Here is a 13,416-nt window from a genome sequence, read left to right as displayed (position 1 = left end):
CAGCGCGGCATGCGCGTGATCATCGACTTCGTCATGAACCACACCAGCGACCAGCACCCGTGGTTCCAGGAGTCCCGCAACAACCCCGACGGCCCTTACGGCGACTACTACGTGTGGGCCGACGACGACAAGCAGTACCAGGACGCGCGGATCATCTTCGTCGACACCGAGGCCTCCAACTGGACCTTCGACCCGGTGCGCAAGCAGTACTACTGGCACCGCTTCTTCTCCCACCAGCCGGACCTCAACTACGAGAACCCGGCCGTCCAGGAGGAGATGATCTCCGCGCTGAAGTTCTGGCTGGACCTCGGTATCGACGGTTTCCGGCTGGACGCGGTGCCGTACCTCTACCAGGAGGAGGGCACCAACTGCGAGAACCTGCCGGCGACCCACGAGTTCCTCAAGCGGGTCCGCAAGGAGATCGACGCCGGCTACCCGGACACGGTGCTGCTGGCGGAGGCGAACCAGTGGCCGGAGGACGTCGTCGACTACTTCGGCGACTACGCGAGCGGCGGCGACGAATGCCACATGGCGTTCCACTTCCCGGTCATGCCCCGCATCTTCATGGCGGTGCGGCGGGAGTCCAGGTACCCCGTGTCGGAGATCCTCGCCAAGACCCCGGCCATCCCCTCCAGCTGCCAGTGGGGCATCTTCCTGCGCAACCACGACGAGCTGACCCTGGAGATGGTCACCGACGAGGAACGCGACTACATGTGGGCGGAGTACGCCAAGGACCCCCGCATGCGCGCCAACATCGGCATCCGCCGGCGGCTCGCGCCCCTGCTCGACAACGACCGCAACCAGATCGAGCTGTTCACCGCCCTGCTGCTGTCCCTGCCGGGCAGCCCGATCCTCTACTACGGCGACGAGATCGGCATGGGCGACAACATCTGGCTCGGCGACCGCGACGCCGTCCGCACCCCCATGCAGTGGACCCCCGACCGCAACGGCGGCTTCTCCTCCTGCGACCCCGGCCGGCTCTTCCTGCCCACGATCATGGACCCGGTCTACGGCTACCAGGTCAGCAACGTCGAGGCGTCGATGGCGTCGCCGTCCTCGCTGCTGCACTGGACCCGCCGCATGATCGAGATCCGCAAGCAGAACCACGCCTTCGGTCTCGGCTCCTACACGGAGCTGCCGTCGTCGAACCCGGCGGTCATTGCGTTTCTGCGGGAGTACGAGGACGATCTCGTCCTGTGCGTGAACAACTTCTCCCGGTTCGCGCAGCCGACGGAGCTGGACCTCAGCGCGTTCGAAGGACGGCACCCGGTCGAGCTGTTCGGCGGGGTGCGTTTCCCCGCCATCGGTGAGCTGCCGTATCTGCTGACCCTCGGCGGGCACGGCTTCTACTGGTTCCGGCTCCGCAAAGACGCCGCGTAGGCATGCCGAGCTCGCAGAACCCCGGGTGAGGCGGTTTCTCCCGCCCCGCCCGGGGCACGCACTAGTAACACCCCGACCGCCCCCGGGGAAAGGACGCGACGCCATGTCGGAAGCCGTCACCCGTACCGCCACCACCAGCACCGGCAGCCCCGGCCTCCTAGCGTCACTGGATCCGCTGCTGCGCGAGTGGCTGCCACGGCAGCGCTGGTTCGCGGGCAAAGGGCGCCCGGTCACCGGGTTCTCCCTGGTGGCGGCCACCGAGCTGCTGCCGCCCACGGGACAGCTCGGCCTGTATCACCTGCTGGTGCGCGCCCACCAGCCGCTCACGCTGGGCTCCCCGCCCCACCCCGGCGACTGCTACCAGCTCCTCATAGGCGTGCGCGAGGCGCTGCCACCCCGGCTGGCGCCCGCGCTGATCGGCCACGTCGAGGAGGGCCCGCTCGCCGGACACACGGTGTACGAGGCCCTGCACGACACCCGGCCCGCCGAACTGCTCCTGGAGGCCGTGCGCAGCCAGGCCCGCATCGGCGGGCTTCGTTTCGAGCGGGACCCGCACCAGGAGATACGCGAGGGGCTGGTGCCCCGCCTGATGACCGCCGAGCAGTCGAACTCGTCGCTCGTCTATGGAGATACGTTCATTCTCAAGCTGTTGCGCCGGATCGTGCCCGGTGTCAATCCCGACCTGGAGCTGCCGCTGGCGCTGGCCCGGGAGGACTGCCCCCGGGTGCCCGCGCCGACCGGGTGGGTCCGGGCGGAGCTGGCCGGCGAGGCGTACGTCCTGGGCGTGCTCCAGCCGTTCGTGCAGGGCGCGTCCGACGGCTGGGAGCTGGCGCTGCGCGAACTGGCCAAGGGTGAGGACTTCGGCGCGGAGGCCCGGGCGCTCGGGCGGGCCACGGCCGAGGTGCACACCGCACTCGCCCGCGCGCTCCCCACGGTCACCCTCGGGCACGCCCCGCTCAAACTGCTGGTCGACGGCATGACCGAGCGCCTGGAGGCGGCCGTGCGGGCGGTGCCCGCGCTGCGGCCGTACGCGCCCGGGCTGCGCTCCGCGTTCACCGCGCTCGCCGATCTGGCCGCCGAGGGCCGGAGCTGGACCGCGCAGCGCATCCACGGCGACCTGCACCTGGGCCAGTGTCTGCGCTCGGCCACCGGTCAGTGGTCGCTGATCGACTTCGAGGGCGAGCCGTCGAAACCGCTCGCCGAGCGCCGGATGCCGCAGCCGCCGGCCCGGGACATCGCGGGGATGCTCCGCTCCTTCGACTACGCGGCGCTCACCGCCGACCCGCCCGCACCGGACTGGGCCGAGACCTGCCGGGCCGCATACTGCTCGGGATACGCCGAGGTCAGCGGCGTGGACCCGCGGACCGACCCGGTGCTGCTGCGGGCCTACGAGACGGACAAGGCGATCTACGAGGTCGTCTACGAGGCCCGGCACCGCCCCGACTGGCTGCCCGTACCGATGGCCGCGATCGAGCGCTACGCCACATCCGACCAGATCTGACCGACCAGACTTTCTCGCCCAGGAGGCTCCGCCCGTGACCCCCCGCCCCCCGTCCAGCGGTTCGGATCCGAAGAAGACGGCTGAGCAGGCCGAGAAGCCGGCTGTCGCGAAGAAGGCCGTCGCGAAGAAGGCCGTCGCGAAGAAGGCCGTCGCGAAGAAGGCGGTCACCAAGAAGGCCGTCGCGAAGAAGACGGTGAAGCAGGCCGTCGAGAAGGCGGTGGCAGCGAAGAAGGCCGCGCCCGAGAAGACAGCGGTCCAGAAAACAGCGGTCCAGGAAACAGCCGCCGACAAGACAGCGGCCGGGAAGCCCGCGGCCACCAAGGCGCCCGCCGAGAAGACCCCGGCCAGGACGGCGTCGGTGAAGACGGCCTCGGCGAAGAAGGCGCCGGCCAAGGAGACCGTCGCCAAGAAGACGGTGACGAAGAAGGCCGCCGCGAAGAAGGCCGTGCCGGCGAAGACGGCCGTCAAGAAAGCGGCGTCGGTGAAGGCCGCGGCGAAGAAGACGGCCCCCGCCGCCACGAAGGCCGCCACGAAGGCCGTCACGAAGAAGGCCGTGGCGAAGAAGGCGGGCACGAAGAAGGCCGTCACGAAGAAAGTCACCGCCGTGGCCCCGGCCGTCACCGCCGTGGCGCCGGAGGTGCCTGTCGAGGTCGCCGTCTCCCCCGCCCTGGACGCCGGTGACCGTGAGCGGCTGCTCGCCGGCACCCACCACGCTCCGCACTCCGTCCTCGGCGCCCACTCGGTGCCCGGCGGGATCGCCTTCCGGGCCTTCCGGCCGTACGCGCTGTCCGTGACGGTCCTCGCCGACGGCGTACGGGCGGAGCTGCACGACGACGGGGACGGGTTCTTCTCCGGTCTGCTGCCGCTGCCGGACGTCCCGGCGTACCGCTTCCTCGTGGCGTACGAGGGGACGGTCCAGGAGACCGAGGACGCGTACCGCTTCCTGCCCGCGCTGGGCGACCTCGACCTGCATCTGATCGGCGAGGGCCGGCACGAGGAGCTGTGGCGGGTGCTGGGCGCGGAGCCGATGATCCACCAGGGCGTGGCCGGGACCCGGTTCACGGTGTGGGCGCCGAACGCGCGGGGCGTGCGGGTGGCCGGCACCTTCAACTTCTGGGACGGCACCGGCTTCCCGATGCGGGTGCTCGGCTCGTCCGGTGTCTGGGAGCTGTTCGTGCCCGGGATCGGCGAGGGCGAGCTGTACAAGTTCGAGATCACCCGGCCCGACGGTTCGAAGACCCTGCGCGCCGACCCGATGGCCCGCCGTACGGAGGTCCCGCCGGCCACCTCGTCGGTCGTGCACGCCTCGCACTACGCGTGGGGCGACGAGCAGTGGCTGGCGCGCCGCGCGGACGCCCCCGCGCACGAGACCCCCTTCTCCGTCTACGAGATCCACCTCCCGTCCTGGCGGCCGGGGCTGACCTACCGGCAACTGGCCGAGGAACTCCCGGCGTACGTCAAGGACCTCGGCTTCACCCACGTGGAGCTGATGCCGGTCGCCGAGCACCCCTTCGGCGGCTCCTGGGGCTACCAGGTCACCGGCTTCTACGCGCCCACGGCCCGCCTCGGCACCCCCGACGACTTCAAGTTCCTGGTCGACGCCCTGCACCAGGCCGGGATCGGGGTGCTGATGGACTGGGTGCCGGCGCACTTCCCGCGCGACGCCTGGGCGCTGGCCGAGTTCGACGGGCGTCCGCTGTACGAGCACGAGGATCCGCGGCGCTCGGCCCACCCCGACTGGGGCACGCTGGAGTTCGACTACGGCCGGCGCGAGGTGCGCAACTTCCTGGTCGCCAACGCCGTGTACTGGTGCGAGGAGTTCCACATCGACGGCCTGCGGGTGGACGCCGTCGCCTCCATGCTCTACCTCGACTACTCGCGCGAGCCCGGCCAGTGGGTCCCGAACGAGCACGGCGGGCGGGAGAACCTGGACGCGGTGGCGTTCCTCCAGGAGATGAACGCGACGGTGTACCGCCGGGTGCCGGGGGTGGTGACGGTCGCGGAGGAGTCCACGGCCTGGGACGGTGTCACCCGCGCCACCCACCACATGGGCCCGGGCGGCTTCGGCGGGCTGGGCTTCGGCCTGAAGTGGAACATGGGCTGGATGCACGACTCGCTCGACTACGTGAGCCGTGAGCCGGTCCACCGCAAGTACCACCACGGTGAGATGACGTTCTCGATGGTGTACGCCTACAGCGAGAACTACGTGCTGCCGATCTCGCACGACGAGGTCGTGCACGGCAAGGGTTCGCTGGTGTCGAAGATGCCGGGCGACTGGTGGCAGCAGCGCGCCAACCTCCGCGGCTATCTGGGCTTCATGTGGGCCCACCCCGGCAAGCAGCTCCTCTTCATGGGCCAGGAGTTCGCGCAGGGCGCGGAGTGGTCGGAGGCGAAGGGGCCGGACTGGTGGCTGCTGGACCCGGAGTACGGGGCGCAGGCCGACCACCGGGGCGTGCGTGACCTGGTCCGCGACCTGAACACCGTCTACCGGCACACGCCGGCGCTGTGGGAACGGGACACCGACCCGTCCGGTTTCCAGTGGATCGTGGGCGACGCCGCCGAGGACAACGTGTTCGCGTTCCTGCGCTACGACGCGGACGGCACCCCGCTGCTGGCCGTGTCCCACTTCGCCCCGGTCGTGCGCCACGACTACCGGCTGGGCGTCCCGGACGACGTGCCGGCCTGGCTGGAGACCCTCAACACGGACGCGGCGCGGTACGGCGGCAGCGACGTCACCAACCCGGACGTGATCAAGCCGGAGCCGCAGGGATGGCACGGCCGCCCGGCGAGCATCCGCCTGACGCTGCCCCCGCTGGCGACGGTCTGGCTGCGCCCGGCCTAGCAGGGCTGCCCGCCTGCGGACCCTCAAGGCCTGGTGCCGGGGGTCCGCAGGCGGAGCCGCAGGACCTCAGCCCGCGCGGACGGATCCGAACGCCCCGGCCAGGGACGGCGGCAGCGCCCCCGTGTGCAGCACACCGAGCCGCTGCGTCGCCCTGGTCAGCGCCACGTACAGATCGCTCGTGCCGTACTGTCCGGGCTCCACCACCAGCACGGAGTCGAACTCCAGGCCCTTGGCCTGGCGCGGGTCGAGGAGGACGACGGTCCGGGTCAGGTCCGGCTCCCCGCCCGCCGTCACGCCGTCCAGGCGGGCCGCCAGCCTGCGGTGCAGCTCGCGCGGCGCGATCACGGCGAGCCGCCCTTCGGCCGGGGTCAGCTCCTCGACCGCCTTCGCCACCGCGCCGGGAAGGTCGTCGGTGGCGCGTGCCCACGGCCGCACCCCTGTCGACCGCACCGAACTCGGCGGCTCGAAGCCGGGCTGCTCCGCGCGCACCACGGCCGCCGCCACGTCCATGATCTCGGCCGGGGTGCGGTAGTTGACCCCGAGACGGGTGTGCTCCCAGCGGTCCTCGACGTACGGCTGGAGGATCTCCGACCAGGAGCCGACGCCCGCCGCCTCGGCGGTCTGGGCCGGGTCGCCGACCAGGGTCATCGAGCGGGTCGGGCTGCGCCGCATGAGCAGCCGCCAGGCCATCGGGGACAGCTCCTGCGCCTCGTCGACGATGATGTGCCCGAACGCCCAGGTACGGTCGGCCGCCGCGCGCTCGGCGGCGCTGCGGTGGTCGTCCTCCTCGTGGCGTTCGGCGAACCGCTCGGCGTCGATGATGTCGTGCGCGGACAGGACCTCGGAGTCCTCCTCGTGCTTGTCCTCGAACTCGTAGGTCCGGGAGGCGTAGGACACGTCCAGCACGCCCTGCGCGTAGGCGACCTGGTTCTCCCGCTCACGCTCCGCCCGCGCCCGCGCCACCCGGTCGTCCTCCCCCAGCAGTTCGGCCGCCTCGTCGAGCAGCGGTACGTCCGCCACGGTCCACGCCCGCGTCACCGGGCGGCGGACAACGGCCGCGTCCTCGTCGCTCAGGTAGCCCTCGGGTGCGGCGAGGAAGTCGGCGACCAGCCGGCGCGGGCCGATCCGGGGCCACAACTGGTCGATGGCGGACCAGACTTCGGGGTTCTCGGCGAGTTCGTCGCGGATCTGGGTGATGTCGCTCGGGTCCAGCAGGTTGGAGCCGTCGTAGGGGTCCGTGCCGATGCGTTCGGCGACCATGTCCGTGAGGGTGTTGAGGATGTGGCCCTCGAAGTGCTCGCGGGCCGCGTTGTGCTGGAGCCCGGCGGCCCGGGTGCGCTCGCGGGCCATGTTCACCAGGTCGTCGTCCAGCATCAGGATCTCGCGGTCGTGCTCGATCGCGATCACCGGGTCGGGCAGCGCCTGCCGGTCGCGGACGACGGCGGCGAGGACGTCGGCCATCTCGGCGCGGCCCTTCACGGCGGCCGCCTCGGGGGTGTCGGCCGCCGTCGCCTTCACGCCGGGGAACAGTTCGCCGACCGTCGCCAGCAGGACGCCGGTCTCGCCCAGCGAGGGCAGCACCTCGCCGATGTAGCCGAGGAAGGCGGGGTTGGGGCCGACGATCAGGACGGCCCGCTTGGCCAGCAACTCGCGGTGCTCGTACAGGAGATAGGCGGCCCGGTGCAGGGCGACCGCCGTCTTGCCGGTGCCGGGGCCGCCCTCGACCACCAGCACCCCGCGATGGGGCGCGCGGATGATCTCGTCCTGCTCCGCCTGGATGGTCTGCACGATGTCGCTCATCCGGCCGGTGCGCGCGGAGGTGAGCGCGGCGAGCAGCACGGCGTCGCCGCTCGGGTCCTCGTGGCCGGTGCGGGTGGCGTCGCCGAGGTCGAGGAGCTCGTCGTGCAGGCCGGTGACCCGGCGGCCGTCGGTGCTGATGTGCCGGCGCCGGCGCAGCCCCATCGGGGTGTGGCCGGTGGCCAGGTAGAAGGGGCGGGCGACGTCGGCCCGCCAGTCGATCAGGACCGGGGTGCGTTCGGCGTCGTCGGCCCGCAGGCCGATCCGGCCGATGTGGTGGCTGACGCCACGGGTGAGGTCGATCCGGCCGAAGCAGAGCGAACCGTCGACCGCGTTCAGCGCGGCGAGCAGCCCCGACCGCTCGGCGACCAGGATGTCCCGCTCCAGCCGGGCCTGCATGGGGGTGTTGCCCCGGGCGAGGGCGTCCGTGACGGAGACCTCGGTGTCGCCGCGCAGCGCGTCCACGCGTGCGTACAGGTCGTCGATGAATTCCTGCTCGCGCGTCAATTCACGATCTGGAAAGTCGGTGTTTGACAATTCCGCTCCCGCCCGGATATGCTCTGCTCATTGAACTTCTTTGCGACTGGATTTCCTTGAAGTCGCGAACTATTGAATATACGCAGAGAAATACCCCGAGCGCAATTGCGCTCGGGGTATTTCTCTGGGCCCCGGGGCCCTCAGCCTCGCAGGACGTCCGCCAGCTCCTCCAGCAGCCGCCGCTTGGGCCGGGCCCCCACCATCGCCTTCACCGGCTCACCGGCGCGGAACACCATGAACGTCGGCATCGACAGCACCTGGTACGCGTTCGTGGTCTTCGGGTTGGTGTCCACGTCCAGCTGGACCACCTTGAGCCGCTCGCCCTCCTCGGCGGCGAGGGCGCTGAGCACCGGTCCCATCTGCCGGCACGGCGGACACCAGGTCGCGGTGAACTCCACCAGCACCGGCAGGTTGGCGCCGAGCACCTCCGCCTCGAAGTCCGCGTCCGTCACCTCGGCCACACCCGCTGCCCTGCTCACTCGACGATCCCTCCCAGCTCGCACACCGGCTCCGGACCACCCGGAGCCTCCGCCTCGGCGGCCAGTTCGTCCCGCGCCCGCTCGGCCCTCACCAGCTGCGTCCCGACCTGCGCGCGCACGGCCTGCAACGCGCCGATCAGCGCGTCGAGCTCGTCCAGCTTGCGCCGGTAGACCGCGAGCGACGCCGGGCAGGTGTCGCCCTGCGGGTGCCCGGCCCGCAGGCACTCCACGAACGGCCGCGTCTCCTCCAGGTCGAACCCGAAGTCCCGCAGCGTCCTGATCTGCCGGAGCAGCTTCAGGTCGTCCTCGTCGTAGGTGCGGTATCCGCTGCCGTTCCGCTTCGCGGGCAGCAGCCCCCGTGACTCGTAGTACCGCAACGTCCGGGTCGTGGTCCCGGCCCGCGCGGCCAGCTCGCCGATGCGCATGGACACGAACGTAAGCCTTGACGCCGACGTCAGGGCAACAGCGGTTTGCGCGGTACGGGGGAGGTCAGCACGATCGATGTCGTCGTGCGCCCCAGAGCGGAGATCCGTTCGAGGACCTCCTCCAGGTGCACGGTGTCCGTGACGGCGACCTTGAGGAGCCAGCAGTCCTCACCGACCACGTGGTGCACCTCGGTGATCTCGGGACGCTCGATGAGCTCCAGGGTCCTCGGGTGCTTCAGCGTGAAGCCGCCGTGCGGGTTGACCCGGATGAACGCCTGGAGGCCGTAGCCGAGCCGGGCCGCGACGACCTGGGCGCCGTAACCGCTGATCACGCCCGCGGCCTCCAGGCGCCGCACCCGCTCGGTGACCGCCGCCGGGCTGAGCCGCACCCGGCGGCCCAGCTCGCTGAGCTTGATCCGGCCGTCGGTCTGGAGGAGTTCCAGGATCTGCCGGTCCAGCGTGTCGAAGGCCACCGACGTTTCATCGGCGACTCCCCGCGAATGCCGCGGTTCTTTCGGCGCGGCGGCCGGAACTCCCATGGTTCCCCCTTCAGGACGGGCGGGTACGCCAGGAGAATTATGGCCATGGAAAAGGCACGAGAGGTATTGGTCATCGGCGGAAACCGCTATGTCGGCAGGCGGCTCGTCACACGGCTGCTCGCCGCCGGGGACCGGGTGACCGTACTGAACCGCGGCTCCTCGGCACCACCCGCGGGCGCTGTCCACCTGGTCGCCGACCGGAACGACGAGGGAGCGCTCAGGCGGGCGCTCGGTGCACGCTCCTTCGACGTCGTCGTCGACCAGGTCTGCTACACCCCGCGCCAGGCGGCGATCGCCCGCCGGGTCCTCGCCGGCCGGACCGGTCGCTATGTGCTGACCTCGACGGTCGAGGTGTACGAGTACGAGGACTCGATCGCGCCGGTGCGGGAGACGGCGGTCGACCCGGCGGCCGTCCCGGTGGACCTCGAACTCCCCTGGCACGACCCGGAGTTCCTCGACGCTCACTACGGCGAGGGCAAGCGGCAGGCGGAGGCGGTCCTGGCCGCCGGCCCCGCCTTCCCCTGGACGGCCGTGCGCGTGGCCCATGTGCTGGGCGGCGCCGACGACTTCACCGGCCGCCTCCGGCACTACGCCGACCGCATCCGCGCCGGCGAGCCGATCGCCGTACCGGTCGACAACCAGCCCGCGACCTACATCCACGTCGAGGAGATCGCCGACTTCCTGGCCTGGGCGGTGGGCCAGGACTTCACCGGCCCGGTCAACGCCGCCTCCCACCGGCTGCTGACCACCGAGGAGTTGTGCGCGGCGGTGGCCGACCGCTTCCCGGACGGCGAGACCGTGTGGCGGCCGGTCGAGGTCGGCGAGGTCTCCCCCTTCTCGTTCACCCGCTCCTACGGCATGGACAACTCCCGCGCCACCCGGCTCGGGTTCGCCTTCGGTGACGTACGGCAGTGGCTCCCGCGTGCCGTGGCCGAGACCCTCGGAAGGGACGACTGACGTACGTCACCGCGTACTCGGCGGCCTGCCGGTGGCCTCGGGCCCCACGTCCCGCCGGTCAGCGGCTGCCGGCCAGTTCCTGCTCCCGCTCCTCGGTCTCCGGTGCCGCCTCGGCCTTCCGGCGCGGCAGCAGGACCGCGACGATCACCGTGCCGACGCCCAGGATCACCGCGCCGATCAGGCTGGTGTGGGCGACCGCGTCGGAGAAGGAGGAGCCCACCGCGTCGGCCATCCGACGGGCGCTGTCGGTCAGTTGGCCGGCCTGCGCCCGCAACTGCTCGGCCTGCTGCGGGTCGGTCGCGCGGGCCGCCTGCGCGGCGGCCTTCTCGGCCTGTCCGGCGATGCCCTGGGAGACCGAGTATCCGGCGCCGACCGAGTCCTGCGCGGTGGCCAGGGCGGACGCGGGCAGCCCGCTGCCGGCGGTCGCGTCCGCGAGGTGGCCGGAGTACGACGTGGCCAGCAGCGAGCCGAGGATGGCGATGCCGAGCGAGCCGCCGAGCTCCAGGGAGGTGTCGTTCACGGCGCCGCCGACGCCCAGTTCGGACTCGGGGAACGCCCCCATGATCGCGTCCGTGCAGGGCGAGAGGGCCAGCCCGATCGCGAGGCCCAGGACGACGAGGGGGGCGACGAGATCGCCGTACGACGAACCCGCGTCGACCTGGGTGAGCAGCGCGAGGGCCGCCGTGCCGCCGACCATGCCCGCGGTGACCGTGACCTTCATGCCGACGCGCGGGGTGAGGTAGCCGGTGAGGGCCGAGCCGGCGAAGACCGCGCCGGCCAGGGGCAGCATGCGCAGGCCGGTGTCCAGGGCGCTGTAGCCGAGCACGAACTGGAGATGCTGGGTGAGGTAGTAGAACGCGCCGAAGACGGCCAGGAAGAACAGGGCCACGGCGAGGTTGGAGCCCGCGAACCGGCGCTCGGTGAAGCGGCGCACGTCGACGACCGGACGCGGGTGGCGCAGCTCCCACACGACGAACAGGGCGAGCCCGGCACCCGCGACGACCGCGGCCGTGACCGCCTTGACGCCCCAGCCGAAGTGCGGCCCCTCGATGATCATGTAGACCAGCGCGCCGATCCAGACGACCGACAGCAGCCCGCCGACGTAGTCGATCCGCCCCTTCCCGTGGGCCCTGGACGGCGGTACGAGCACGAGGGCGCCGACGACCGCGAGGGCGGCGACGGGAACGTTGATCAGGAACGTGGACTTCCAGCTGTGCCGCTCCAGCAGCGCGCCCGCGAGCAGCGGTCCGGCCGCGATGGCGAGACCCGCCGTGGCGGTCCACAGGGTGATCGCCTTCGCCCGCTCCGCGCGCGGGAAGGTGGCAGCGAGCAGGGAGAGCGTCGCGGGCATGATCATGGCCGCGCCCACCCCCATCACCGCGCGGGCCGCTATCACCCCGGCGGAGCTGCCGACGAGCGATCCCGCCACGGCCCCGCCTCCAAAGACGAACAGCCCCAGGAGAAGGGCGCCGCGGCGGCTGCACTTGTCGCCGATCGCGCCGAGCAGCAGCATCAGCGCCGCGTACGGGACGGTGTAGCCGTCGATGACCCACTGGAGGTCGGCGCTGGACAGGCCCAGGTCCTGGGTCATGTCGGGCGCGGCGACGGTGAGGGCGGTGTTCGCCATCACGATGATCAGCAGGCTCAGGCACAGGACCAGCAGCGCCCACCAGCGCCGGGGATAGGGCCGGTCCATCCTTTCGACCGGTTCGTTCATGACGAGTCGCATGGGCAGGGGTCGCCTTCCTCACAGCGTGCGCGTTCAACTTGCACAGCAACGTGCAATTGCTCAACCATGTGCAATGTACGTCCACTGCACAACGCTGTGCAAATGGAGGAGGTGGAGCCCTTGCGAAGGGACCGCGGTGTCCCGGGGCGGGGCGTGCACAATGGCAGCCATGAGCACGGGTAACACCAGCCGCGCCGACGCGAACCGCCGCCGCATCCTCGACGTCGCACTCGCCGAGCTGTTGCGCGACCCCGACGCGTCCATGGACCAGATCGCCCGCGCCGCGGGTGTCGTACGGCGGACGGTGTACGGGCACTTCCCCAACCGCGAGGCGCTGATCGGCACCCTCGTCGACGGTGCCGTGGAGTCGGTGGCGGCCGCGCACGCGGCGGGCCGGGACGGGGTGGAGGACCCGGCGGAGGCCGTGGCCCGCTCGGTGCTCGCGGTCTGGGAGGTCGCCGACCGCTATCGCATCCTGGTCGCGCTCGCCCAGCGCAGCGTGACCATGCAGGGCATCCGGGACCGCCTCACCCCGGTACGGCAGGTCACCGTCGAGCTGTTGCGGCGCGGCCTGGAGGAGGGCGTTTTCGCCTCGCCGCTGCCGGCGCCGGCGCTGGCCTACGTCCACGAGCAGACGGTGTTCGCGCTGATGGAGGCGGTGAACGACGGACTGCTGGCGCCCGAGGAGGCGGGTCGTTCGGCCGCGGTCACCGTACTGACCGCGGCGGGTGTACCGGCCTCACGAGCCACCGGGCTGGTGGGGAAGCTGAGCGACTGAGGCACCGGACGATTCAGCGGCGCTTCGAAGAGGCGCTTCGAAGAGGACCGGCCCAGGCGCTGCGCCGGAACCGCCGCACGGGAAACACCGAGCGGCCAGGTCACCGGGGGGGGGGTGACCTGGCCGCTCGACTGACGACACCGGACGGCTGGGCTACGGGGGAGTACCCAGCCGCCCGGAGCCGACGGGACGGGCCCGGGTTCAGGCGCCGGGCCCGGCCCGGCTCAGGGGCCGGACGGACCGGCCGTGAGACCGTCGGCGAGGACATGCGACCGGCGGACCGACCGCGACGCTGAGGCGTGGGCCAGGCGCGAGCTTCGGGTACCGGGTACCGGGCTTAGGTACCGGACTCGGGTACCGGCCGTCAGGCCCGGGAACCGGCCGTCAGGCCCGGGAACCGGCCGTCAGGCCCGGGAACCGGCCGTCAGGCCCGGGAACCGGCCGTCAGGCCC

10 protein-coding genes are annotated in these 13,416 nt (G+C 71.6%); 5 read left to right on the top strand and 5 right to left on the bottom strand.

The window, feature by feature from the left end:
* From treS to glgB, 3 genes are all read left to right on the top strand, one after another.
* Positions 1–1,380 (top strand): maltose alpha-D-glucosyltransferase (treS, locus tag ACWD0J_RS26055; protein WP_451498258.1); only part of this gene is annotated, 1,380 nt, incomplete at its 5' end.
* A gap of 103 nt (positions 1,381–1,483) precedes the next feature.
* Positions 1,484–2,881, top strand: a complete 1,398-nt coding sequence (locus ACWD0J_RS26050; RefSeq protein ID WP_451498257.1) for a maltokinase N-terminal cap-like domain-containing protein — start codon at positions 1,484–1,486, stop codon at positions 2,879–2,881.
* Between the two features lie 34 nt (positions 2,882–2,915).
* Complete coding sequence (gene glgB, locus ACWD0J_RS26045) at positions 2,916–5,723, top strand: 1,4-alpha-glucan branching enzyme (protein WP_451498256.1); 2,808 nt, start codon at positions 2,916–2,918, stop codon at positions 5,721–5,723.
* A gap of 66 nt (positions 5,724–5,789) precedes the next feature.
* Here the strand turns inward: glgB and ACWD0J_RS26040 are convergent, their stop codons facing one another.
* The 4 genes from ACWD0J_RS26040 to ACWD0J_RS26025 form a co-directional block, all read right to left on the bottom strand.
* On the bottom strand, positions 5,790–8,027 hold the full coding sequence (locus ACWD0J_RS26040) for a HelD family protein (RefSeq protein WP_451498255.1): 2,238 nt from the start codon (positions 8,025–8,027) through the stop codon (positions 5,790–5,792).
* A gap of 170 nt (positions 8,028–8,197) precedes the next feature.
* Complete coding sequence (locus ACWD0J_RS26035; RefSeq protein WP_451498254.1) at positions 8,198–8,536, bottom strand: thioredoxin family protein; 339 nt, start codon at positions 8,534–8,536, stop codon at positions 8,198–8,200.
* Positions 8,533–8,961, bottom strand: a complete 429-nt coding sequence (locus ACWD0J_RS26030; protein ID WP_451498253.1) for a MerR family transcriptional regulator — start codon at positions 8,959–8,961, stop codon at positions 8,533–8,535. The genes ACWD0J_RS26035 and ACWD0J_RS26030 overlap by 4 nt, the downstream gene beginning before the upstream one ends.
* 29 nt (positions 8,962–8,990) lie before the next feature.
* Positions 8,991–9,434 carry an Lrp/AsnC family transcriptional regulator gene (locus tag ACWD0J_RS26025; protein WP_451498252.1) on the bottom strand — a complete coding sequence of 148 codons (444 nt, stop codon included), beginning with the start codon at positions 9,432–9,434 and terminating at the stop codon, positions 8,991–8,993.
* A gap of 111 nt (positions 9,435–9,545) precedes the next feature.
* Between ACWD0J_RS26025 and ACWD0J_RS26020 the strand changes: the two genes are divergently transcribed.
* Positions 9,546–10,457 carry an NAD-dependent epimerase/dehydratase family protein gene (locus ACWD0J_RS26020; RefSeq protein WP_451498251.1) on the top strand — a complete coding sequence of 304 codons (912 nt, stop codon included), beginning with the start codon at positions 9,546–9,548 and terminating at the stop codon, positions 10,455–10,457.
* 58 nt (positions 10,458–10,515) lie between these two features.
* On the opposite strand, the gene ACWD0J_RS26015 is transcribed toward ACWD0J_RS26020, so the two are convergent.
* Entirely contained in the window at positions 10,516–12,186 is a 1,671-nt protein-coding gene (locus ACWD0J_RS26015; RefSeq protein WP_451498250.1) for an MFS transporter, read from the bottom strand.
* A 160-nt stretch (positions 12,187–12,346) separates the two neighbouring features.
* On the opposite strand from ACWD0J_RS26015, the gene ACWD0J_RS26010 reads away from it, so the two are divergent.
* A complete protein-coding gene (locus tag ACWD0J_RS26010; protein ID WP_451498249.1) occupies positions 12,347–12,964 on the top strand; it encodes a TetR/AcrR family transcriptional regulator in 618 nt (205 codons plus the stop codon).
* The last annotated feature ends 452 nt before the right edge of the window (positions 12,965–13,416 follow it).

The organism is Streptomyces sp. NPDC003011 (genome assembly GCF_053591515.1).
This window is presented reverse-complemented; position numbering and strand designations above follow the sequence as displayed.

Excerpts from the sequence above, each read along its gene's own strand:
- ACWD0J_RS26050 (WP_451498257.1), top strand. The coding sequence starts at position 1,484 with ATGTCGGAAGCCGTCACCCGTACCGCCACCACCAGCACCGGCAGCCCC.
- ACWD0J_RS26030 (WP_451498253.1), bottom strand. The coding sequence starts at position 8,961 with ATGCGCATCGGCGAGCTGGCCGCGCGGGCCGGGACCACGACCCGGACG.
- ACWD0J_RS26020 (WP_451498251.1), top strand. The coding sequence starts at position 9,546 with ATGGAAAAGGCACGAGAGGTATTGGTCATCGGCGGAAACCGCTATGTC.
- ACWD0J_RS26015 (WP_451498250.1), bottom strand. The coding sequence starts at position 12,186 with ATGCGACTCGTCATGAACGAACCGGTCGAAAGGATGGACCGGCCCTAT.
- ACWD0J_RS26010 (WP_451498249.1), top strand. The coding sequence starts at position 12,347 with ATGGCAGCCATGAGCACGGGTAACACCAGCCGCGCCGACGCGAACCGC.